The sequence below is a fragment of the Paraburkholderia sp. BR10936 genome, assembly GCF_040965735.1.
GTDB lineage: Bacteria > Pseudomonadota > Gammaproteobacteria > Burkholderiales > Burkholderiaceae > Paraburkholderia > Paraburkholderia nodosa_A.
Window position 1 is genome coordinate 457450 of record NZ_JBFRCM010000005.1, and the last position, 21831, is coordinate 479280.

22 protein-coding genes and 1 pseudogene are annotated in these 21831 nt (G+C 66.0%); 6 read left to right on the forward strand and 17 right to left on the reverse strand.

Annotated features, from left to right (window positions below; genetic code table 11):
- Window positions 1-225: 225 nt before the first annotated feature.
- Window positions 226-1659 (reverse strand): DEAD/DEAH box helicase, encoded by a 1434-nt coding sequence (locus AB4Y36_RS14370; RefSeq protein WP_368683324.1) that lies wholly within the window; start codon window positions 1657-1659, stop codon window positions 226-228.
- Between the two features lie 233 nt (window positions 1660-1892).
- Between AB4Y36_RS14370 and AB4Y36_RS14375 the strand changes: the two genes are divergently transcribed.
- Window positions 1893-2183, forward strand: coding sequence for a hypothetical protein (locus tag AB4Y36_RS14375; RefSeq protein WP_069263012.1), 291 nt, complete (start codon window positions 1893-1895; stop codon window positions 2181-2183).
- Window positions 2184-2216: 33 nt separating this feature from the next.
- Here AB4Y36_RS14375 and AB4Y36_RS14380 read toward each other — a convergent pair whose 3' ends face one another.
- Window positions 2217-2864, reverse strand: coding sequence for an acyl-CoA dehydrogenase family protein (locus AB4Y36_RS14380; protein ID WP_368683325.1), 648 nt, complete (start codon window positions 2862-2864; stop codon window positions 2217-2219).
- 14 nt (window positions 2865-2878) lie between these two features.
- On the opposite strand from AB4Y36_RS14380, the pseudogene AB4Y36_RS14385 reads away from it, so the two are divergent.
- Window positions 2879-3361, forward strand: a pseudogene (locus AB4Y36_RS14385) (substrate binding domain-containing protein); the annotation flags it as partial.
- Between the two features lie 12 nt (window positions 3362-3373).
- Here AB4Y36_RS14385 and rpsU read toward each other — a convergent pair.
- The 5 genes from rpsU to AB4Y36_RS14410 all read right to left on the reverse strand — a co-directional run bounded on the left by rpsU (window position 3374) and on the right by AB4Y36_RS14410 (window position 5522).
- Window positions 3374-3586: a 30S ribosomal protein S21 gene (gene rpsU / locus AB4Y36_RS14390; RefSeq protein ID WP_069263010.1), complete on the reverse strand. Its 213-nt coding sequence runs from the start codon at window positions 3584-3586 to the stop codon at window positions 3374-3376.
- A 104-nt stretch (window positions 3587-3690) separates the two neighbouring features.
- On the reverse strand, window positions 3691-3957 hold the full coding sequence (infA, locus tag AB4Y36_RS14395; protein ID WP_083245150.1) for a translation initiation factor IF-1: 267 nt from the start codon (window positions 3955-3957) through the stop codon (window positions 3691-3693).
- A 513-nt stretch (window positions 3958-4470) separates the two neighbouring features.
- Window positions 4471-4695, reverse strand: a complete 225-nt coding sequence (locus AB4Y36_RS14400) for a hypothetical protein (protein ID WP_342949468.1) — start codon at window positions 4693-4695, stop codon at window positions 4471-4473.
- Window positions 4696-4973: 278 nt separating this feature from the next.
- Window positions 4974-5177, reverse strand: a complete 204-nt coding sequence (locus tag AB4Y36_RS14405; RefSeq protein ID WP_069263007.1) for a cold-shock protein — start codon at window positions 5175-5177, stop codon at window positions 4974-4976.
- Between the two features lie 165 nt (window positions 5178-5342).
- Window positions 5343-5522: a hypothetical protein gene (locus tag AB4Y36_RS14410; protein ID WP_176732851.1), complete on the reverse strand. Its 180-nt coding sequence runs from the start codon at window positions 5520-5522 to the stop codon at window positions 5343-5345.
- A gap of 129 nt (window positions 5523-5651) precedes the next feature.
- Between AB4Y36_RS14410 and AB4Y36_RS14415 the strand changes: the two genes are divergently transcribed.
- Both AB4Y36_RS14415 and AB4Y36_RS14420 read left to right on the forward strand, forming a co-directional pair.
- On the forward strand, window positions 5652-6026 hold the full coding sequence (locus AB4Y36_RS14415; protein ID WP_368683326.1) for a BON domain-containing protein: 375 nt from the start codon (window positions 5652-5654) through the stop codon (window positions 6024-6026).
- Window positions 6027-6301: 275 nt separating this feature from the next.
- Window positions 6302-6604, forward strand: a complete 303-nt coding sequence (locus tag AB4Y36_RS14420; protein ID WP_342949351.1) for a DUF4148 domain-containing protein — start codon at window positions 6302-6304, stop codon at window positions 6602-6604.
- 174 nt (window positions 6605-6778) lie between these two features.
- Here AB4Y36_RS14420 and AB4Y36_RS14425 read toward each other — a convergent pair whose 3' ends face one another.
- Both AB4Y36_RS14425 and AB4Y36_RS14430 read right to left on the reverse strand, forming a co-directional pair.
- Entirely contained in the window at window positions 6779-7273 is a 495-nt protein-coding gene (locus tag AB4Y36_RS14425) for a class I SAM-dependent methyltransferase (protein WP_342949352.1), read from the reverse strand.
- Between the two features lie 68 nt (window positions 7274-7341).
- Window positions 7342-8184 (reverse strand): intradiol ring-cleavage dioxygenase, encoded by an 843-nt coding sequence (locus tag AB4Y36_RS14430; RefSeq protein ID WP_368683327.1) that lies wholly within the window; start codon window positions 8182-8184, stop codon window positions 7342-7344.
- 388 nt (window positions 8185-8572) lie between these two features.
- Here AB4Y36_RS14430 and AB4Y36_RS14435 point away from each other — a divergent pair, with 388 nt between their 5' ends.
- On the forward strand, window positions 8573-9721 hold the full coding sequence (locus AB4Y36_RS14435) for a branched-chain amino acid ABC transporter substrate-binding protein (RefSeq protein ID WP_069263002.1): 1149 nt from the start codon (window positions 8573-8575) through the stop codon (window positions 9719-9721).
- Between the two features lie 79 nt (window positions 9722-9800).
- On the opposite strand, the gene AB4Y36_RS14440 is transcribed toward AB4Y36_RS14435, so the two are convergent.
- From AB4Y36_RS14440 to mdlC, 5 genes are all read right to left on the reverse strand, one after another.
- On the reverse strand, window positions 9801-10937 hold the full coding sequence (locus AB4Y36_RS14440) for a porin (protein WP_368683328.1): 1137 nt from the start codon (window positions 10935-10937) through the stop codon (window positions 9801-9803).
- Between the two features lie 198 nt (window positions 10938-11135).
- On the reverse strand, window positions 11136-12533 hold the full coding sequence (locus AB4Y36_RS14445) for an MFS transporter (RefSeq protein WP_368683329.1): 1398 nt from the start codon (window positions 12531-12533) through the stop codon (window positions 11136-11138).
- A gap of 73 nt (window positions 12534-12606) precedes the next feature.
- Window positions 12607-13530, reverse strand: a complete 924-nt coding sequence (locus tag AB4Y36_RS14450; protein ID WP_368683330.1) for a ketopantoate reductase family protein — start codon at window positions 13528-13530, stop codon at window positions 12607-12609.
- A 9-nt stretch (window positions 13531-13539) separates the two neighbouring features.
- Window positions 13540-14991 carry an aldehyde dehydrogenase gene (locus tag AB4Y36_RS14455; RefSeq protein ID WP_368683331.1) on the reverse strand — a complete coding sequence of 484 codons (1452 nt, stop codon included), beginning with the start codon at window positions 14989-14991 and terminating at the stop codon, window positions 13540-13542.
- Window positions 14992-15040: 49 nt separating this feature from the next.
- Entirely contained in the window at window positions 15041-16693 is a 1653-nt protein-coding gene (mdlC, locus tag AB4Y36_RS14460; RefSeq protein WP_368683332.1) for a benzoylformate decarboxylase, read from the reverse strand.
- 107 nt (window positions 16694-16800) lie between these two features.
- Between mdlC and AB4Y36_RS14465 the strand changes: the two genes are divergently transcribed.
- Window positions 16801-17709 (forward strand): LysR family transcriptional regulator, encoded by a 909-nt coding sequence (locus AB4Y36_RS14465; protein ID WP_368683333.1) that lies wholly within the window; start codon window positions 16801-16803, stop codon window positions 17707-17709.
- A gap of 9 nt (window positions 17710-17718) precedes the next feature.
- Here AB4Y36_RS14465 and AB4Y36_RS14470 read toward each other — a convergent pair whose 3' ends face one another.
- Genes AB4Y36_RS14470 through hflC form a run of 3 tightly spaced genes read right to left on the reverse strand, consistent with a single transcriptional unit; the run spans window position 17719 to window position 21808 of the window.
- Window positions 17719-19704 (reverse strand): heavy metal translocating P-type ATPase, encoded by a 1986-nt coding sequence (locus AB4Y36_RS14470; protein ID WP_368683334.1) that lies wholly within the window; start codon window positions 19702-19704, stop codon window positions 17719-17721.
- A complete protein-coding gene (gene hflK, locus AB4Y36_RS14475; RefSeq protein WP_069262995.1) occupies window positions 19701-20735 on the reverse strand; it encodes a protease modulator HflK in 1035 nt (344 codons plus the stop codon). The genes AB4Y36_RS14470 and hflK overlap by 4 nt, the downstream gene beginning before the upstream one ends.
- On the reverse strand, window positions 20732-21808 hold the full coding sequence (gene hflC, locus AB4Y36_RS14480; RefSeq protein WP_368683335.1) for a protease modulator HflC: 1077 nt from the start codon (window positions 21806-21808) through the stop codon (window positions 20732-20734). The genes hflK and hflC overlap by 4 nt, the downstream gene beginning before the upstream one ends.
- Window positions 21809-21831: the final 23 nt, after the last annotated feature.

The following is a 21831-nucleotide window of genomic DNA, read 5'->3' on the forward strand; positions in this document are numbered from 1 at the left end:
CCCCCGGTCAGCCACTCCGATTCGCGCAGAGTGCGCAGTCGCCGTTCTCGCTTCGGCGACGTGTCCCACGACGCCCACCTTCGCGCGGCGACGGGCGCAATCGCCGTAAGCTTCGCTGTCGTCTCTCGCAGGCACTGGCCGCGTTGAGCACGGTTGTGTGCGCCCCTGCGCCAAAGTGCGCTGGTGGCCAGCCTGTTCCAGGACTGGCGTTGCGCATCCCAAGGATCAGGGTTGGCGTTTGCCGCGGCCGCCAGCGGGTTTGCCAGCCGGCTTGCGCGAATCCGCAGCTGGCTTGCTGCGTGGCTTTTGCACGCTGAATGGGCTACCGCTCGTGAAACTTGTGCCCTTACCCGCGGCCACAGTGCGCTGCGTGGCAGGCTTGCCCTTGGTTTCGCCGCTCTGCGTGCGCGGTTTTTTGCTGGCGACCTGCATGACGCCCGGCACTGCATGGGACACTTTGGGCTTCTTGGGCTTTTTGGGTTTCTTGATGAGTTCACCCGTCGCGCTGGTTTGCGGCACGCGGTGTTCGGCTTCGAAGCCCGGTTCTTCTTCGCGGGGCAGCGTTTGCCGGATCAGCGCTTCAATCGCGGCCAGTTGCGGCGCTTCATCGGCGCACACGAGCGACACCGCCACGCCGCTGGCGCCCGCGCGGCCGGTACGGCCAATACGGTGCACATAGTCTTGCGCCACGATCGGCAGATCGACGTTGATCACCAACGGCAGATCGTCGATATCCAGCCCGCGCGCAGCCACATCGGTGGCCACCAGCATATTGACTTCGCCCGTTTTGAAGCGCTCCAGCGCACGCAGTCGCGCCGGTTGCGGTTTGTCGCCGTGGATGGTGTCGACCGCATAGCCCGCTTCATCCAGCATGGCCGCCAGATAATCCACGCCACTGCGGGTTTTGACGAACACCAGCGCGTGCTCCCAGTTGTTCTCGGCCACGAGGTGCATGAAGAGCTCAGGCTTGTTCCTTTTATCCACCGGAACCACCCACTGCTTGATCTTGCTGGCCGTGGCATTGGGCGGGCTCACGCTGATATTGACCGGGCTGCGCAGAATGCCCGCCGCCATGGCGCGGATATCGTCGGTAAACGTCGCGGAGAACAGCAGGGTCTGCCGCTGAGCCGGCAAGGCAGCAAAGACGGCGTTGAGTTCGCGCGCAAAGCCCAGATCCAGCATGCGGTCGGCTTCATCCAGCACCAGCGTTTGTACCTGATCAAACTGCACGGCGTTCTGGCGGTTGAGATCGAGCAAACGGCCCGGCGTGGCAACGAGCACATCCACGCCTTTGCGCAACTTCATCATCTGCGGGTTGATACTCACACCGCCATAGGCGGCCAAAAATCGCAAGTCGAGGCCTTTGCCGTAAGCGATAAAGCTTTGCAGCACTTGCTCGGCCAGTTCACGCGTGGGCACCAGCACCAGAACGCGCGCGCGGTTGCTGGACACCGCCGGGCCGTGTTGCACCAGCCGCTGCAACAGGGGCAGCGCAAAACCCGCCGTTTTGCCGGTACCGGTCTGTGCCCCAGCCATGACGTCCTTGCCGCTGAGCACGGCAGGAATCGCCTTGGCCTGCACCGGCGTCGGCGTCTGGTAATTGAGGTCTTGCACATTACGCTGCAAGGGTTCGATCAGGCCAAGCGAGGCAAAAGACATCGGCGTATTCCGGGCTAAAACTGTAATTTTAGCGGTTACCATGCAGGTTCGATGGTCAGGAAGATCGATGCTGAACGCCGCTGAATAACGTAGCGGCGCCGCGCGCCGCGCCGGCATCATCGCTGAACATGACAGGTTTCGTTTTTATGTGTCATCGTACAGAACCCATTCATGTGCTACTGTAGGTACCCAGAGCCAGCAGGACGTTTCAGTCGAACACCAGAAGGATCCTCATGGAATTCAATAATGGCGCTGTACTAGAAGCTCTTCGACTTGCTTTGCATCGACAAATACCGTGGCACAAGCGACCGGCAATCTTCACGTTGCTTCGCGCACAGGGTTTGATCCAGACCGTAGACCAGAAACCTCCCCCCAGTACGAAGTACCTCCCCACCTTACAGATTGCCGTCCTGACGGATAAAGGACAGAGCGAAATCCAGCGCATCGAAGCGTCAAAGCATGTTTCAGGATGGCTGGACGACGACTACTTCGCAACGTTCCTTGCGGAAGTTGTGCTTGCCTGACCACGCATCATTGCGTGCCAGCGATTTCGATATTCACGAATCGGGCCAGATCCCTCCGGAGGCTCTCATGAGGCATTCAGGGAGATGACTCGCCCACGCTGCTGATGTTCGGACCGCGCGGCTCTCGGTATCGAAGAAGTTGCTTTCCGGCACGATCCTGTCGGCGATCGCGATGTGATGGCTGCCGCAACCCTTGAGCCCTGCCACGTGCCACGTATCCTCGATCTGCCATTCGGACGCCGGGAGAATGAAGCCGCGCACCAGCGGCGGCCCGTCTTCGCCAGCGTGACCGGGAAGCGGCTTTCCGTCTTTCTTCATCGTGCCGAAACCCACCATCCATTCGGTCTGCTGACAACCGCTCGCGAACGGCCAGCGCCCGCTCACGCGCCAGCCACCCGGCACCGGCTGTGCGGTGCCCCCGGGCTGGGATGACCCGGCGAGTATGACGTCCGGAACTGATTCGTACACCTGATCATAGGTCCGAATGTTCAGCAGGGAGGCAATCAGCGCGCTTGCACTGGCAATCATCGCGGTCCAACCCAACGACCCATCGATCCTAGCGAGTTCGACGATCACCCTGAGCCCCTGCGGAAGATCCAGTTCCATTCCGCCGTGACTCCTGGGTACGAACATGCGATACATGCCAATCGCTTTGAGCGTCTCCACCAGGTCTGAAGGCATTCGTCGCGCCGCCTCGCGCCGGCTCCACTAGCCACGCAGCCCGCAAGCTGGCGACATCGCAAAACATCCTGTGCGCGTCGCCGGCGTATCTGGCCCACTTCGGACAACCGGCCATGCCGGCGGACCTGATGCAGCACCGCTGCATCGGGTACACCTATGCGGCCACCGGCGATGAGTGGCAACTCATCGACCGTGGCGGCAAGACCCACGCTGTGAGGGTCGACTGCCACATGCATACCAATAACGGCGACATGGCACGCTCGGCAGCGCTCGCTGGCCAAGGCGTGATCTGGCAACCAACATTCCTGACCGGCGACGATCTACGTGCCGGTAAACTCGTTCACGTGTTGCCGGATTATCGGCTGGCCGAGATCGACATACTCGCCATGTACCCGAGCCGTCGACAGCTGAGCGCCAGGGTGCGCGTCATGATCGATTTCCTCGTCGATGCGTTCAGCGGAGTGCCACCATGGGATCGGGGCAGTCGGCACAGGTAGATGCCGGTGCGGTCAGTACCGCTTCTTCGGCGGCAACGACCGTTTGATCTGCTTGCGCAGGCGTGCCACAGCAGCGGCCTTTTTGCGCTTGCGTACCGCGGTAGGTTTTTCATAGGCTGTCCGGGCACGAAGCTCCGGAATCAGGCCGGTGCGCTCGATCGAGCGACGGAAACGGCGCAACGCAACTTCCATGGGCTCGTCGGGTTTCAGAATTACGGTAGTCACTATTTTCCTTGGTTGAGATCCACCAGCCATGGCGAATCGTGATATGGATGTGCACGCTGCGTCGTGGCACAGGTAAGGGTCACAGCCGACGGTCGCGCGCTCCGTCAACGACGGCGAAATGGGGTTCTTGGCGTTGCGGCGCCGCTTCGCTCATCCTTATGCCGGAAATTGATTCGTCCTTTCGTCAGGTCGTACACCGAGAGTTCCAGCGTTACCCGGTCGCCCGCAAGGATGCGAATGTGATTCTTGCGAATTCGACCGGATGCGTACGCACCTACAACCACGCCATTGTCGAGCGTGACGCGGTAACGGCTGTCTGGCAGCACTTCGTCAACGATACCGTCGAGTTCCAGCAGTTCTTCTTTGGCCATTCAAGATTCCTGATCATTTGGCGGGACATGGGTTCGGACGCCGCATTGCGAAGACGTCGCGAGCGTTGATCGACAAGCGCTCGCGCGGCAATGGGGAGCATGAAATTGCCGGGCTGCCCTTGCGTCCCGGAAGTCATGGTCACCGCTCTGTCCGGGCGGCGACTGAGATACGCGAGGGGATGGGTAAAACGCGGCGGCTCGCAATACCGGACCGATACGCGTCGGGGCGTATAGTCCAGCGAGCACAGTTATCGCTGAACTATCAATCAAAGGAGGACTCGCGACTCACCCACACGCGTCTTGTCGGTGCTGTGCGAAGCGAACTAGTCCTGTATTGTAACCGAAGGCCGCTATTTATCCCGCCACTCTCGGCGGGGCCACAAGGAATGGGTGTTGTCAGCGACGCATGCCGACGACGCGCAGTTCGGGGTCCCGCGTGATGATTGGGCGCGCTTTGCTGCACCCGCCCTGGCGCTTCAGGTGCGTTGAGTGTTTCGCACTTTGGCGTCGTCTTTAGCCGCGCGTGTCGACCCAGTTGCGTGCCCACTGGGTCGAGTGCTGCAACGCTTGCTCTTCACTCTTGAAGTAATCGAGCGAATAGAACGAGTAGCGGCCTTCGGCTCGCTCGCCGTCGATGAGTTCGAGCAACAGGTTGGATGAAAAGCTACCATCGGGCAAGCGATGCGCCGAGGATTGGACGGCATAGCCGTTGTAATGTTGAATTTGCTTGTTCTGCATTTTAATTTTAATGATATTTGAGCGCGCATATGCCGTGCGAATCGCGCACGGGCGCGCCGATTCAAAGCCATTCGAGCCGAATTCTTCAGCCGTCGAAAAGCGAAAAAAGGGCGTTAAAGCCTGAGGGGAGAATGAGGCGCAACGAGGCGTATGGCGCCGGCAAGCTGCTGAATAAACAGATGCCAATCAGGAGTGATCGCGCCAACAGAGGGAGGCAAAGCTCCGCGAGGGTGTCGCTGCAACCCGGCGTCCGTCTGAGGAGGCCGGGCCCTTCAACTTTACAGCGGCTTGATGTTAGCCGCTTGCAGACCCTTCGGGCCTTGCTTCGTTTCGAAGCTCACCTTCTGATTCTCAGCCAGCGTCTTGAAGCCTTCGCTCTTGATTTCGGAGAAGTGAGCGAACAGGTCGTCACCGCCCTTGTCCGGGGTGATGAAGCCAAAGCCTTTGCTGTCGTTGAACCACTTAACGGTGCCGGTATCCATGAAGAATCCTTGAGAAAAAAATGCGAAAAATTGCTCTATTGAAGAGCGCGTGAAGCTTCAAGGAGGGAGAGGACAACGAATACCGCGGGAGCGCGAGCAATTGATGAACAGCAATCGAACTTCTTGAACTTCGATGCGAACATTACCCTGCCGGATGGACCAGCGTCAATACTTATCTTGTAACTGTTTCACGAGGCGGCCCGCTTTGCAGGCGAAGCGATGCGGCCCTACCTTGCTGCGCCCCTTGCCTGGCGTGGCATTGCGCGCAGCAGACCGCTGGACGCCCTTGCACTCGAGCGAACCGTTCCTCGAGAGGATCCAGAGGGTGCCGGTGAAGGTTGTCATGCTCGAAAGCGCCGGGCATTATCCACTCGAACAGCCCGGACTCTCGCAAATGGTGGACGCCAGTGACGCGTTCTACCGTGATGGAGCGGCTAGATAGCGGGAAATCGAAGGGCTGGCCTGAAAGGGAGCATGAAAGTGAGCGGTGTGAGCGTCAAAATCTGCGCGATCCTGGTTGTGGTCTCCATGAGTTGTGGCTCGATCCACGCTGGCGCGCAGACAGGTGAGAACACGGGTGCTGGCGCGGCAGCGCATCGGGCGGCGTACTCGACGTCGCGGCTTCAGAACAGGCCGGACAGTGCCGTGACTCGTGACGTCCGCAACGCCCTTGGGCGGACGCCGAACCTGGATGCTTCAGGGATTCGCGTCAGGGCGCGCCTCGGCGTCGTGACGCTCACGGGATGGGTGCCTGAGCCCAGGCAGATCGCGCTCGCCGGCAACACGGCAAGATCGGTGCGCGGAGTCAGGTCGGTGACGAATCAGCTGACCTTGCGGAACAGCCGTTAGACCATCCGCCCCCGAACAATCCAGGCAATCTCGGGAAAGGATCGAAATGCCGATCCCTGCTTCGACGCGCGTGGCCACACGATCCGCCGCGCCATTTCGAGAGCCTCCATCAAATGGTGGAGGCCAAAACGATCACCCGCGCATACGATCGGAACAGAGGACAACGATAACGTATGAGCGCTGCAAAGTCTGGCAAGGGGTCGAACCAGGGTTCGGATGAACGGGCCGTTTGCAGCACGTGTGAGCCGGTGTCACCAACCCGGAGGTGGACCATTATGAAGACGCTAGTCCACGCAGTTTGCGCGGTCGCCGTCATGGCTGTGCCAATTGCTTCGTTGGCGCAGTCGGATGGAGGTCTGACGCGCGCACAAGTACAGGCCGAGATCGCACAGCTTCAGCAAGCCGGCTTCAATCCGGCCAATGCGAACACCGTCGACTTTCCCTCCAGCATGCCGGCCGCCGACGCTAGTGCCGCCGGCCAGGGCAGCGGCTACGGCCCTGCCATGAACGGCTCGTCGCAGATGGGCCATCCGGCCAGCCCGACCGGGATGAAGCCGGTGTTCTTTGGCGGGTCGTAAGCTTTTTCGTCTGACGAGGTCGCGCGATGGCGTGTATGCCGGCTCTTCCTGAGCCGGCATGGAGCGTCGTGCTATGCGCTTCGCACCCTTCAGGACCCCGAAAAGAGCAGGCGAAAGAAATAGGCACACGCTTGTTCTGCGATCCTGCTGAATGGCCGTTACCTGCCTGTTCGCTCATGGTTCGACAGCGAGCACGCAAAAAGCCTTCTCGGTTTCGACAAGCTTCGCTTCGACAAAGCCGGCGGCTGTTAGTCGTTCGATCAACCCGCCGGGCTTTTGTCCCGAATACGCAGTGAAACCGGGCGCGAAGGTGCTGGCTTCGCATGGCAACCGCTCCACTGAGCCGATTCGCAGACCGACCCGGCCGCGGGCGATTGCAGCGGCATTCCGCGCTGTGGCTTGCGCCAGCATTTCCTGTGATGGATCGATGCCGTCAATGTGCCCGGAGGGTGCCGCTGCGGCGAGAAGCTGAATACCCGCGCCAGGCCCGAACCCGATTTCAAGCACCCGGTCGTGTTCGCGAATCTCGAGGAGGCCGATAGCCCATGCCGCGCACGGCTGGTTCATCTTTGCCATGAGCATGCCGCCGAGCCGGCCGAGGATGCCTTCGGGTCGACCGAACGCTCGCATCAAGACACGCTCGAACGCGCCCACGAACGCTTCTCCCATGTTGCATGCAAGAAGTCTATCAGCGCGCCTGGGCCTGCATTGCCGCCCCGCGCCCGGCGCGGCCGGGATCAGCGTGCGGGAGGCCCCGGAAGCGGTTCGAGCGGCTGCGGCTGCGCATCGGGATCGACCACCGCGCTCACGCGTGCACGCAACCCGGTGACGCGGCCATCAACGGCAATGGGGCTCGCGCTTGCGACCATCGTCGAGCCGGACTGATCGACGAATATCGGGTCTTCGCTCTGCGTGGTGCGCTGGATCGCGTGGCCGCGATACGGATCGAGTTGCATCAGCGTCACCATCAGCGATTCCGGCAAGAAGACCTGGCCGACATGCGAAACATGCGTGCGCTGCGGTTGCGACGCGCTTGCCGTGCGGACCTTGAAATGAATGTGGTTGGTGCGCCCGGGATAGTTGCCCGGCACGATGGTTTCGAACGTGACGATGCCCGCGCGATCGGTGTGCTGAATGCCGCGCAGGAAGGTCTCGTGGTCGGTAGGCCGCAGCGTGGGCGGCGTCATGGGCGGCGGACCAGGGGGCCGTCCCGCGGGCGGGCGGCCAGGCGCCTTCGGATCGAAATCGGGTGGGGGCGGAAGTTCCATCTTCCTGTAGCCAGAGTAGACGCCCATCGCATCGCATTGCCATATGTCGACTGCCGCGCCAACGAGCGGTGCGCACGTTCTCGCGTCGGTAAGCACGATGTCGAGCGTCAACGGCACGCCCGGTCTGCCCTCCCGGACGTTGCTGCGCACGAGATCGCCGTCGATCCAGTAAGGGCCGACTTCCTGCTCGGGCGTGAGCCGGCAAGGCGCGGCGTTCGCGAAGGCCGCGGGGCTCGTTTCAATGGTCGCAACGGTCGTGCCGACCGCGATCGTCAGTTTGATGAATTCTCGTCGTGACAGGCGTGATGTCATTGTTGTGCTGCATTGCGCGTGATGGCGGGACTTTACCGGACCCCGCGCGGATGTCGATTACATTTCTATTACGCCTTATTTCGCCCCGGCAGGGCGTACTTGCCCTGATTGCCCCGATTCGGCCGGCTATGCAGAAATGCGCATGGAAGCCGTCGTGAACGGTCAAGACGAAGCGATATTGGCTTCCTATAGTCGCTCTCAGCGTCTCGCCCCGGCGTCTTGCGTGCGGGGCGGTTCGATCGATTCCACGCCTATTCTGGAGGAGCCCAACCCGCAGTCGACGCGAACAAGAGAGTCGTGAGCCGGCCGCTAACCGCGCGAAGCGGGGAAGCCTGGCCGGTATGCACGCCACAGCAGTAGACCCATGCTTGCCGACAAAGGAAACAACATGCGTTTTGCGAAGACTCTTACCCCTATCGCAGTTGCCGCTGGAGCACTTCTCGCTGTTGCACCGCTCGCCTCGCGCGCGGATACCGTCGTTAAAATCGGTTTTGCCGCGCCGCTCACCGGACCGAACGCGAATTACGGCAAAGACCTGGAAAACGGCGTCAAGATGGCCCTCGACGACGCCAAGGCGCAAGGCGTCAAGATCAATGGCCAGCCCGTCTCGTTCGAACTCGTTGCCGAAGACGATCAGGCCGACCCGCGCGTGGGCGTGCAGGTCGCGCAAAAGCTCGTCGACGAAGGCGTTTCGGTCGTCGTCGGCCACTTCAACTCGGGCACGACCATTCCCGCTTCCGAGCTGTACGAAAAGGCGGGCCTGCCCGACATCGATCCGGCCGCGACGAACCCGGTCATCAGCGGCCGCGGCTTCAAGAACATCTTCATGGTGATCTCGAGCGACGCGCAAAACGCGGGCACCGCGGGCGCCTACGCAGTCACGACGACGAAGGCCAAGCGCATCGCCGTCATCGACGACCGCACGGCGTTCGGCCAGGGCGAAGCCGACGAATTCGTGAAGGCCGTCAAGGCGCACGGTGGCGAGATCGTCGACCGCGAGTACACGACGAACCAGGCGACGGACTTCAAGACGCAGCTCACGAACATCAAGAGCAAGAACCCCGATCTGATTTTCGTGGGCGCCCTCAACCCGCAGGCGGCCGGCATCATGAAGCAGATGGCCCAGCTCGGCATCAAGGCGCAGTACGTGGGCGGCGGCGGCGTGAAGGATGTGGACTTCGTCAAGCTCGCGGGCGACGTGTCCGAAGGCGCCATGGCGTGGGAGTACGGCCGGCCGCTCGACAGCACGCCGGTCGGCGCGAAGTTCGCCGATCGCTTCAAGCAGAAGTATGGCGTCGACGTGCTCTCTTACGCGCCGTTCGGCTACGACGCGGCGTGGGCCGCCATCAAGGCGATGCAGGCCGCCAATTCGACCAAGCCCGACGACTATCGCGCGAAGATGCAAAGCATCGCCTTCGACGGCATTACCGGCCATATCGCGTACAACGCTAATGGCTCGCTCAAGAACGGTTCGTCCACGGTCTATCAGGTGAAGAACGGCCAGTGGGTGACGGTCAAGACGGTAAGCGGTCTCTGATCGCCCACGCGGCCCTCGCCTCGTTCAGGCGAGGGCCGCGTGCAACGCGAGGGTTTGCACGCCACCGGCAGCCGCATTCCTAGAAGCTATGCCGGATACCCGCCATGATCCCCAGTTGCCCCGCTCCCGGTGCGGGCGTCGTGCCGCCGCCACCCTGGCTCACCGTGTAGGCCGCCTTCGCGCTGTTCCACAAATACGCGCCCTGCAGATAAACGGCTGATCGCTTGGACAGCTGATACGTGGTGCGCAGCGCCGCAATCGTGCCGCGCGTGTCGTGGTCGCTATTGACGATGCGGTACACGCCGCCGTCGACGATAAAGGCCGCCGTCACCGGATACTGCGCCGTGAGATAGAACTGGTCCGAATGCACGTTGGGCGTTTCAGCCGACACCGTGTCGACGCGCCTGCCCAGCCAGCCGCCGCCGATGCGCAGCGCGCCGACATGGCCGTAGCCGTTGAGCTGGATGCGCACGTCGGTGTCGCCCGGGTTCGTCAGCGCGAAGGTCGGCGTGCCGTCGTAGAGGTTCGCCGCCGCGCCTGGGCCGCCGCGTTGTTCGTCATAGGCAGCGGCGACGCCGTAGCCATTGCGGTCGTAGCGCAGCATCGCCGACCATTCGCGGCAAGACTGCGAGCTGCCCGGCACGGGCCCCGCGCAGGTGCCCTGGCCCGGCGAATTGCCGGTGCCGGCCGAATCGCGCCCGAATGACCACGTCGCGCCGAGCGTGAAGCCGCCGTAGCTGCCCTTGTAGACGATCGTGTTGTCGCTGCGCGAACTCGGCAGGTACTGGTCGAACGAAGCGGTGCCGCCGTAGATGTCCGGTCCGAGCAGATCGGCGTCGGCGATCGCCCAGAACGTCATGGTGTACTGACGCCCGAACGTCAGGCTGCCATAGGGGCTGCTCATGCCCACCCACGCCTGGCGCCCGAACAGCCGGCCGCCCTGATTCAACGTGCCGCCGCGCATGTTGAAGCCGCTCTCCAACGCGAAAATCGTGGACCACCCTCCGCCCAGCCCCTCGCTGCCGCGCACGCCCCAGCGCGAGGGCATTTCGCCGGTAATGCCGGGCATGCGCACCACGCTGTCGCCCGCCGCGTTCGCGTGTGAAACATATTCGATGCCGGTATCGACGATGCCGTAAAGCGTAACGCTGCCCTGCGCGAACGCCGACGCGCTGAGGCCAGCGCAGACCAGCCCTGCTGCGATCCGAAGTTTCATGATCTCCGTGTTCTCCTGGTGTTCCGGTCTCGCGGACTTGCCGCCAGCCGGACGTTGTTTTCGATTCGACGCGTGAGAGGGCGACACGCAGCCGCGCCGCCTTGTCGTGCGTCGTTTTTTTAGTACTCTTGATTGAATGCACTGACCGACCGAACGCGATGGCGCAGGCCCGCGCCATCGTCCAGTCTCAGGAACGGATCAAATCCGCTGCTGTCCCGCGCGCTTCGGGATATGACGGCCCACCACGGCCAGCGCGATCAGCACCAGCGCCATGGCTGCGCCGAGCATCGTCAGATAGCCTGCCGCGCCGCCTGCGGTAATCACCACCGCGCCGGCAAACGCGCTCAGGATCGCGCCCACGCGGCCGAATGCCAGCGCCGAGGCCGTGCCCGTCGCGCGCACGCCCGTTGGGTAGACGTAGGCGCACAGCGCGTACATGGTCGATTGCACCGCGTTGACGAAGAGGCCGTGCAGGCCGAGACCCGCAATGAGCAAGCCCGTGTGCTGGGTCGCACCCACGCCGAGCATCACCCAGGCGCTCGCCGCGCCGCCTGCGCAGCACAACAGGAGCGGCCCGCGCGAGCCGAAGTGCGCAATGGCGAGCGCGCACAGCAACGCGCCGATCACGCCGCCCAGGTTGTACGCGCTCAGCCCGTAGCCGGCGAGCGAGACGCTCAGACCTTCGCTCGTCAGCATGGCGGGCAGCCAGCTGAATGCGCTGTACACGGCGAGCAGGCACATGAAGAACGCCCACCAGATCGCCACGGTGTCGCGTGCGCGGCCGTCGCGAAAGAGCGCCGTGAAGCCCACGTGCTTTTCGGCGCTTTGCTCGCGCACGTCGGTGAACACCGCGTCCGGCGCAACCTCGCGCCCCATGCGGCCGAGCAGGCGCACGAGTTCGGGCCAGCGCTTCGGCCGGCGTGCGAGAAAGCGGGGAGACTCGGGCAGCGCCACGAGCAGCACGAGCGCGAGCACGAGGGGCAGCACACCGCCAGCGAAAAAGAGCCCGCGCCAGCCGTACACCGGCAGCACTTGCGCCGCGAAAATGCCCGCCAGCATGCCGCCGAGCGGCACGCACACGATGGTTGCCGTCACCGCGAAGGTGCGAAAGCGCGCGGGCGTGAATTCGGCTGTCATCGTCGTCGAACTCGGCAGCGCGCCGCCAATGCCAAAGCCTGCTATGAAGCGCAGCGCGGCGATGGCCGCCACGTTCGGCGCGAGGCCGATTGCGCAGGTCGCCGTGCCGAACACGAGTACGCTGCCCACCACGGCCCAGCGGCGTCCGAAGCGATCCGCGAACAGGCCGGCGAATGCGCTGCCGAAGCCCATGCCGATCAGCCCCGCCGCCACCACGGGCGCGAACGCATTGCGCGTGATGCCCCACTCCTTGATCAGCACCGGAATCGCGAAGCCGATCAACTGGCTGTCGAAGCCGTCGACGACGATCGACAAGGCCGCCAGCACCACGGCGAACTTCTGCAGCGTGGAATACGCGCCTTCGTCGAGCGTGCGGCCGATATCGACCGTGCCGCCGGCGATGACGTCGCTCTCGCGCGGGGTCGCTCCCGAGGCGGGGGCGGGCGTGGCATAAGTCATGAATTGTCTCCTTTGCTGTGCTGTGGACGCGCAGTCATTCGTTTGTCATGGTGGTGCGACGTTGACTGCTATTTCATATGGAATCCTTTGCATCGACGAGGCGCACGAGATGCAGCAGCGCTGTCGTATATGGCACGGCGATCGCACGCATGCCCGCCGCCTCGACGACCGCGCCGTTGATGGCCTCGATCTCGGTCTTGCGCCCGGCGATCACGTCCTGGAGCATCGAAGGCCGATGCGCGCGGTGATGCGCGAGCGCGTGCCGCACGTTGTCGGCCACATGCGCCTCGTTCACGGCCACGCCGTGCGCATGCGCCACCGCCGCGACTTCTGCGACGATCTTGAGCGCGAGCGCTTCGCCGTCCGGCACGTTCGTGAGCTCGCCGACAGTGCAGCCCGTCACCGCGCACAGGCTGTTGAGCGCCGAGTTGAACGCGACTTTTTCCCAGATCGCGGCCCAGACATCGGCGTCCGCGCTGCAGGCGAGTCCGGCGTCGTTGAGCGCTTGGACCGTGCGGGAAAGCATCGGCGAATGCGCGCCGTCCGCGCTCATCAGGCGGATCACGCCCTGGCCGTGCGAACTCACGCGGCCAGGGCCGTTCTTGTCGGCCGGCCAGGTCGTCACGCCTATCATCACGCGAGCCGGGTCCGCGAACTGTGCGAGACGCTCGGCGTTGCCGAGGCCGTTCTGCAGCGACAGCAGCGCAGTTTGCGGCCCGAGCACGGCGTGCGCCGCGCCGAGCGCCGCCTGCGTGTGCAGCGTCTTGGTGAAGACGATCAACAGATCGGCCGGCGTGGTCGCCGCCTCCGGGCGCAACGCCTCGAGATTCGCGACGACGCGCTCGCCCGCATCGGTCGTGAGCCGCAGACCGGCTTCGTTGATCGCGTTCAAGTGAGCGTCGTCGACGTCGAGGAGCGTGACGCGATGGCCCGCAACGGCGAGCAGGCCGCCGAACAGCGAGCCCATTGCGCCCGCGCCGAGTATGGCGATATGCATGGCGCGCCCTTAGAACGGATAGTGGCGCGGCGCGGTCTGCATCGTGATCCAGCGCAGTTCGGTGAATTCGGCAATGCCCGCCTTGCCGCCGAAGCGCCCAAAGCCGCTCTCCTTCACGCCGCCGAACGGCATCTGCGCTTCGTCGTGCACGGTCGGCCCGTTGATGTGGCAGATGCCCGACTCGATGCGCTGTGCGACGCGCCACGCGCGCGCCGTATCGCGGCTGAATACCGCCGACGAAAGCCCGTACGCGTTGTCGTTCGCGCAGGCAATCGCGGCGTCCTCGCCACGCACACGCACGATGCCTTTTACGGGACCGAACGATTCGTCGTGATAGACGCGCATCCCGGGCGTGACATGGTCGAGCAGCGTGGCGGGCATCAGCGTGGTTTCGGCCTTGCCGCCGCATACGAGCGTCGCGCCCTTGGCGAGCGCGTCGTCGATCAGCGCGTTGCAGCGCTCCACGGTGCTCATGTCCACCACCGAGCCGAGTACGACCGGGCCCTTGCGCGGATCGCCGAGCGGCAGCGCGCGGGCGCGCTCGCCCAGACGCGCGACGAAGGCGTCGGCAATGCTTTCATCGACGATGATGCGCTCCGTCGACATGCAGATCTGCCCGGAATTGGCGAACGCGCCAAACGCGGCCGCGTGCGCCGCCGCTTCGATATCGGCATCGTCGAGCACGACGAGCGGCGCCTTGCCGCCCAACTCGAGCACGGAAGGCTTCAGGTACCGCGCGCAGGTTTCGGCGATGATGCGGCCCACGCGCGTGGAGCCCGTGAAGTTCACGCGGCGCACTTTCGGGTGCGCGATCATGGCTTCGACCACGCGCGCCGCGTCGGCGGGCGCGTTCGTCACGAAGTTGACGGTGCCGCGCGGCAGGCCCGCCTCCTGCATCGCCGCGATGATGAGACCGTGCGTGGCCGGGCAGATCTCCGAGCCCTTGAGCACGACGGTATTGCCGCACGCGAGCGGCAACGCGATAGCGCGCACCGCGAGGATCACGGGGGCATTCCAGGGCGCGAGGCCGAGCACGACGCCCGCCGGCTGGCGCACGCCGATGGCGAGGCTGCCGGGCACGTCGGAGGGAATCAGCTCGCCGCCGATCTGCGTGGTGAGCGCGGCGGCCTCGATCAGGCCGGCTGCCGCGAGATGCACATTGAAGCCCGCCCAGATACCCGATGCGCCGGTTTCCGCGGCCATCGCGGCGGCGAACGCTTCGGCTTTGGCTTCGAGCGCGTGCGCGGCCTTCGTGAGCAGCGCGCGGCGTTCGCTCGGGCCCATGGCCGACCATACCGGGAAGGCGGCCGCCGCCGCATCGACCGCCGCGACTGCGTCTTCCACCGTGCCCGCGGGCGCGCAGCTCGCCACCGTGCCGTCGAGCGGATTGCGGCGCTCGAACGTCGCCCCGTTGCGTGCCTGCACCGCTTCGCCGTCGATCAGCATCGTTACGGTTTGCATGTCCTTTTTCCTCGCTTTACGTGAATTCGACAGGTTGCGCACGCACCGTTCAGGCGACGAGCAGCTCGACCAGCTTCGGGCCCTGCCCGGCCAGCGCGCGGCCAAGCGTATCGCGCAACGGCCCCGCCTCGCTCACACGCACGCCGGGGCAGCCCATACCCGCGGCCAGCGTGACGAAATCGAGCCCCGGCAGGTCGGTGCCCTGCACCGGGTCGGTCGGCGCGAAGCCGAACACCGGCGCGAAGTCCTGTAGCGCTGCGTAGCGCGTGTTGTTCAGGATGACGAAGGTAATCGGCAGATCGAGCTGCACCGCGCTCCAGATCGCCTGGATCGAGTACATGCTGGAGCCGTCGCCGATCAGCGCGATTACGCGTTCGCCGGGCTTCGCGAGCGCCACGCCCACGGCGGCGGGCATGCCGTAGCCCAGGCCGCCGCTGTCCATCGTGAGGAAGGTGCCGGGGCGCTCGTAGGGCAGGTACGCTTGCATCACCGGGCGCGAGCTGGGCGCTTCCTCGACGACGGTCGTGCCCGCGTCGCGCACTTCGGCGAGCGTTTGCAGCGCGTAGGCGACCGACATGCGCTCGCCCGGCACAGCCGGCGGCATGGCGCGCGGCGGCACGGCGCGCCGCGCGGGCATCGCACGCTCGACGGCCGGCGCGGGCCGCTCCAGCAGATCCAGCACGCCCAGCCTCACATTGCCCACGGCGGCCATGCCCTCGGGCGTCCACGCGGCGGTGTTCGGATCGTCGATCAACTGGTACAGCGCGGCGCCCGGCGGCACGTGCGGCCCGTGGCCCTCCACGTGATAGGTGAAAGCCGGCGCGCCGATCGCGAACACGAGATCGTGCCCGCCGAGCAACTCGACGATGCGCTCGCGCATGGCCGGCAGAAAGCCCGCGAACAGCGGATGCTTTTCCGGAAAGCTGCAACGGCCCGTCATGGGGGCGACGAACACGCGCGCACGATGGCGCTCCGCGAGCCGGACCACGTCGTCGGCCGCGCCCGCGCGATCCACCGCGCCGCCCACCACGAAGACGGGGCGCGCACACGCGTCGAGAGCCGCGCCGATGTTCGCCAGCATCGCGGGCTCGGGGCGCGTGGTGTGCGCGAGCGCGCGATCGGGCACGCGTTCGGCCGACTGGTCCCAGTCGTCCACGGGAATCGACACGAACACCGGGCCGCGCGGCTCCTGCATGGCGATCGCGTAAGCGCGCGCGACGGCGAGCGGCACGTCCTGCGCGCGCGCCGGCTCGATGCTCCACTTCACATAGGGCTTGGGCAGTTCGGTGGCCTGGGTGGCCGCGAGAAACGGGTCGAAGGGCAGGATCGAACGCGCCTGCTGGCCCGCCGTGACGACGAGCGGCGTGCGGTTGCGAAACGCCGTGAAGAGGTTGCCCATGGCGTTGCCCACGCCCGCCGCCGAGTGCAGGTTCACGATCGCCGCATTGCCGGTGGCCTGCGCATAGCCGTCGGCCATGCCGACCACGACCGCTTCCTGGAGACCGAGCACGTAGCGGAAGTCGGCGGGAAAGTCGCGGAACATGGGCAGCTCGGTCGAGCCGGGGTTGGCAAAGACCGAGGTCATGCCCACGCGGCGGGCGAAGTCGATGACCGCGTCGCGCACGGTATAGGCACCGCCGGCGCCGCCGGGTGCCGTGGTGTCCCGCTTCTGCTGGTTCTGCTGAGGCGCGCTGCCAGTCATCCAAGGCCTCCTGTCGAAAAAAGCGCGTCGTTCAATGGAGGATCATTATCGCGACGCTACGGGTAACCGAAAATTGCGGATTTCGCCAAAAGCCATTACCTTTAGGCATGACTTACAACCTCCAGCAACTCCAGGCGTTCGCGACCATCGTCTCGGCGGGCAGTCTCGGGCGCGCGGCGGAAACGCTGCACGTGACCCAGCCCGCGCTCTCGCGCGCGATCCGCCGCCTCGAAGAGCAAGTGGGCGCGCCGCTGTTCGAGCGGCATTCGCGCGGCATGCACCTCACCGCCGTGGGCGAAGCGCTCCTGCCGCACGCCATCCTGCTGCAGCGCGAAGCGGAGCAGGCGCGCGAGGAAATCGACGCCATGCGCGGCCTAGCGCGCGGCACGATCCGCGTGGGGGCGGTGGGCAGCATTGCGAGCCTCGTGCTACCGCTCGCCGTGAGCGGCGTGCTGCGGCGCTGGCCCGGGCTGCGCGTCGAGATTCTCGAAGGCGTGTGGGACCGGCTCGCCGATGCGCTCGTCAAACGCGAGATCGATCTCGCGCTCAGCATGGCCGTGCCCGATACCGACGAAATCGCAGCGATCGGCGATTGCCGCTGGGAGGATTCCAGCTATGTGGTGGCGGCGCACGATCATCCGTTGCGCGCGAAACCCGACCTCACGCTCGCGGACACCCTGGACGAGCAATGGGCGATTCCGCCGCGCGGCACGGCGCCGTTCGAGCACATGGAGCAGGTCTTCGCGGCGCACGGGCTGGGCCTGCCGAACGTGGTGGTGCAAACGCGCTCGATCACGGCGCTCAAGAGCCTCGTGGCGCGCTCGGGGTTCCTGAGCTGGATGGCATCGACGATGTACCTCACGGAAAGCAAGGCGGGTGTGTTCGATACGCTCGACATGCCGGGAGTCGAGGGCCGGCGCACGCTCACCGCGTTTCGCCGGCGCCACGGCATTCTGCCGAGCCCGGCGGTGAAGCTGCTGGAGCAGTTGCGCACGTTGACGGCGGTGCCGCACTAACGGCGTTCGTCATTCGTCGCGCAGGAGGCGCCCCGCGTTCGCGATCACGACGAACGTGCCCACGTTGTGCAGCACCGCGCTCGCCACGGCGCTCAACACGCCTAGCGCCGCGAGCGTGATGACGGCCACCGTCCACGCCAGCCCGATCGCCGCATTCGCCGTCGCGATGCGCCGGCAACGCCGCCCGAGGCGCACGCTGTCCGGCACGCGGCGCAGGTCGTCGGCGAGCAGCACGATATCGGCGGCGGCCACGGCGATATCGATGCCGCGCTCGCCCATCGCCACGCTGGTCGCGCCGGCCTTGATCGCGAGCACGTCGTTCAGGCCGTCGCCGACCACCATCGGGCGGCGCCCCGCGCCGATCTCGCCCAGCACATAGTCGAGCTTGTCGTGCGGCAGCGCATGCGCCACCACGGTGTCGATGCCCACTTCGGCGGCCACGCGGCGCGCCACGCGCTCGCGGTCGCCCGTGAGCAGCGTCGCACGCTCGATGCCGAGCGCACGCATTCCGTCCAACGCTTCGCGCGCTTCCGGGCGCACCGTGTCGGCGAAACCGAACCATGCGAGCAGGCGGCCGTTCAGCGCGAGGCCTGCGCACGGGCCGTCCAGCTGCGCGGGCGCGGGCGGCAGCGCGCTCACGTATTGTTCGAGCAGATCATGGCGGCCCAGCACCGCCTCACCTTCCGGCATCGTCGCGAGCACGCCGAGTCCGCGCATCTCGCGCGCGTGCGGGGGCGGCTCGGTTGGCGGCGTGCCCGGCGCGCCGTAGCGCAACAGCGCGCGACACACCGGATGCGCGCTGACCTGGGCGAGATGCGCGGCCAGCGCCAGTGTGGTGGCTTCGTCCGCACCCGGCTGCAACATCACCGTCGTCACGCGCAATTCGCCGTGCGTGAGCGTGCCCGTCTTGTCGATCACGAGCGTATCGATTTCGGCCAGCGCGTCGATAAAGGCCGCATTCCTGAACAAGATGCCGCGCCGCGCACCCGCCGCGATGCCGGCGATCGCGGTGGAAGGCGCTGCCAGCACGAGCGCGCATGGGCACGCGGCGACGATCACCGCGAGCATGGACGAGGCATTCGCGCTCACGAACCACACGATCGCCGCGATCAGCAGCACGAGCGCGAGGTAGGCGTCCATGTAGCGTTCGAGCGCCTGCGTGATAGGCGGCTTCGCGGCTTCGGCACGCTGCATCAACTCGACGACCTTGCCCAGCGTCGAGGCCTTGCCGACGTGCGTGATCTCCACGCGCAGCGGGCCGTCCAGATTCATCGCGCCGCCGAAGACGCGCGCGCCCTCGCCCGCGTCCTGCGGCAACGATTCGCCAGTGATCGGCCCGTTGTCGATGGCCGAGCGGCCGTGCCGCACGATGCCGTCCGCGGGCACGCGCGAGCCGGGCAGCACGTCGACGACGTCGCCGGGACGAAGCGCGTCATAGGGCACAGTCTCGATCGCGCCCGCGGCGCTCACACGCCGGACGTCGCCGGCAGTGAGGCGGCCCAGCGCGCGGATCGCTTCCTGCGAGCCGAGCACGCTGCGCTCTTCGAGCGCGTGGCCGAAGGTCATCACGATGGGCAGAAGCGCGGCCGTCGTCATGTCGCCCACGGCCCAGGCGCCGAGCATGGCGAGCGCGATGAGGCGGTCGGTCACGCCGTGCAGACTCGGCGTCCTCAGGCTGCGCCACGCGCCCGCGAACACGGGCGGCGCGACCACGAGCGAGGCCGCCGCAGCCAGCACCTGCGCGAGCGTGGCGCTGCCGCTCGCCAGATGCGGCCACGCGAGCGAGAGCAGCAGCAATGCGCCCGCGAACAGCGCGAGCGACGTGTGGCGAGTGATGGCGCGGCGCTCGGCGTCCGACATGACGAGCGTGGCGACGGATGGCCCTGCGGGAGCTTCGTGAACCTCGCGTGCGTGGCCGTGGGCGTGCGCGGATCCGGTTTCCTGTGCGGCGCCGGGTGCGCGCTGACTCGTCGGCGTGTCGTATGGCGTGGTCATGGCGCGCGCCCCGGCAGCACGAGGCTCGATGCGTCGTTGGGGTCGAGCGTCGTCACGCGCGCGGCGTGCGCGAGCACCGCCTGCACGCGGTCGCGATACGCACGCGCAAGCAGCCCCGGGTCATGGTTCGCGCCGAGCGCCGCTTCGAGTTGCGCGATCGTCGAGGTTTCCGACTGCGCCGTCGCCACGCGCTCCGCAGCGCTCGCTTGCGCGTCCTGCACGATGCGGTCGGCGCTCTGCTGCGCGTGCTGCCGCGTTTTTTCCGCGAGCGTGCGCGCCTGCGCGACATCGCGCTCGGCGTTCTGCAGCGAAGTCAGCACGGCATTGAACGCATCGACCGCCGAGGCTGGAAACGACGCTTGCAGATCCATGCGCGAGACCTCGATGCCGAGCCCCGCACGCGCGGCAGTCAGCGCGTCGAGCTGGCGCTGGACCGCGCGTGCGAGGTCGCCGCGCAATTGCTCGCGGCGCGCGGCCATCTGCTGATCGGCGGCCACCATCTCCGGGCGCGCGACGAGGATCGAATCGAGGTCGCGTTGCGCGGCGGTTTGCGCGAGCGCGGCCGAGACGATGCGCTCGAGCGCGGCGTCGAGATGCTCGAGCTGCAACGCATACGCGTAAGGGTCGCTCACGCGGTAGAACAGCGTCGCGCTCACCTGCACGACGCCGTTGTCGCCCGTGAGCACGTAGCCGGACCCCGCGAGCGCGTCGCTTGCATCGCTCAGTTGCGCGGGCGCACCCGGATCGCGTGTAAGCGAGACGATGCGCTTCTCGAGCACACGCTCGCTGCCCGGCACGAGCAGCACCGTTTCGAACGGCCGCGGTAACGCGACGAGCAGTCCCGCGCCCTGGCTGCGCACGTAGGCGCCAAAGCGCATCACGACGGCGCTGCTGTCGGCGGGAATGCGGCGCACGTTCGACGTGGCCCACGCGAGCGCGGCCAGCACGGCCAGCGCCGCCACGAACCAGAACGACAGACGCACCGCCTGTGCGCCGGGCCCGAGCGCCGGGAAGTTGTCGCTCGTGCTCATGGCGTGTGCCCGCGCGCGCGCGAAGTGGTTGCGGGCGCAACGATCTGCCCAGACGGCGCCGCGGCCGCTCCGAGCCCGGGCGGCCCCTGCACCAGTGCGCGGAACGGCGCGGCATCGGTGCGCAGGATCAGGTTCGTGTTGCTGTTGACGACGGTGCCGAGCGTGTCGAGCGAGCGCAGCATCGTATAGAGCTGCGGATCGGCGGCGTAGCTCTTGCCGTAGATCGCCGCCGCATCCTTGCGCGATTGCGCCTCGATATCGGCGGCTTTCACGCTGGCGTCGGCGATCAGCACGCGTGCGTCGCGATCGGCGTCGGAGCGGATCTGCGCCGCTTCGCGCAGGCCTTCGGCGGTGCGCTGCGCGGCCACGGTCTCGCGTTCGGCGCGCATGCGATCGACCGTTGCCGCCAGCGTCACGGCGGGCAGCGTGAGACGCTCGAGCCCCACCTGCACGACGTGCACGCCATAGGCCGCGTACACCTGCGCATCGACCTGGCGGCGCAGCGCCTCTTCGAATGCGCCGATGCGGACCTGCGACGGATCGGTGTTCACGAGCGAGGCAAGATCGAAGCCGGCAGACGTCGTCTGCAAGGCCGACCCGACGAGCGAGCGAATCTGGCGCGCGGCTTCGTCGGGTTCGTTGCGCACGGCACGCACGAAGCGGCCAATGTCGTTCGCATTGGCGGGCACGCGCCAGGCCACATAGGCCTGCACGATGATGCGCAAGCCATCGCGCGTGCCGACGTCCTGCAAACCGCTCGACGTCGTGTGCAGCCGCAGGTCCACCGGCACCGCGGCCTCGATGGGCGCAGGCAGGCGCCACGCGAGACCGGGCCGCAGCAGCACGCGCACGGGGTCGCCAAAGCGCGTGACCACGGTGGCCTCGCCCTCGCGCACCTGCACGACGCTCGCCACGATGAGCGCGACGATCACGCAGAACAGTGCGAACGCCACGCGCAACGCAAAACGCCGGGGATTCACGGGCGCGAGGCCGCCTGCGCCACCCGAGCTGCCTGCGCCGTGGTCATGATGATGATGAGAATGCGCATCGCCGTGCGTATGCAAAAGGCTCACTGTCGAATCACCTTACTCTGTCT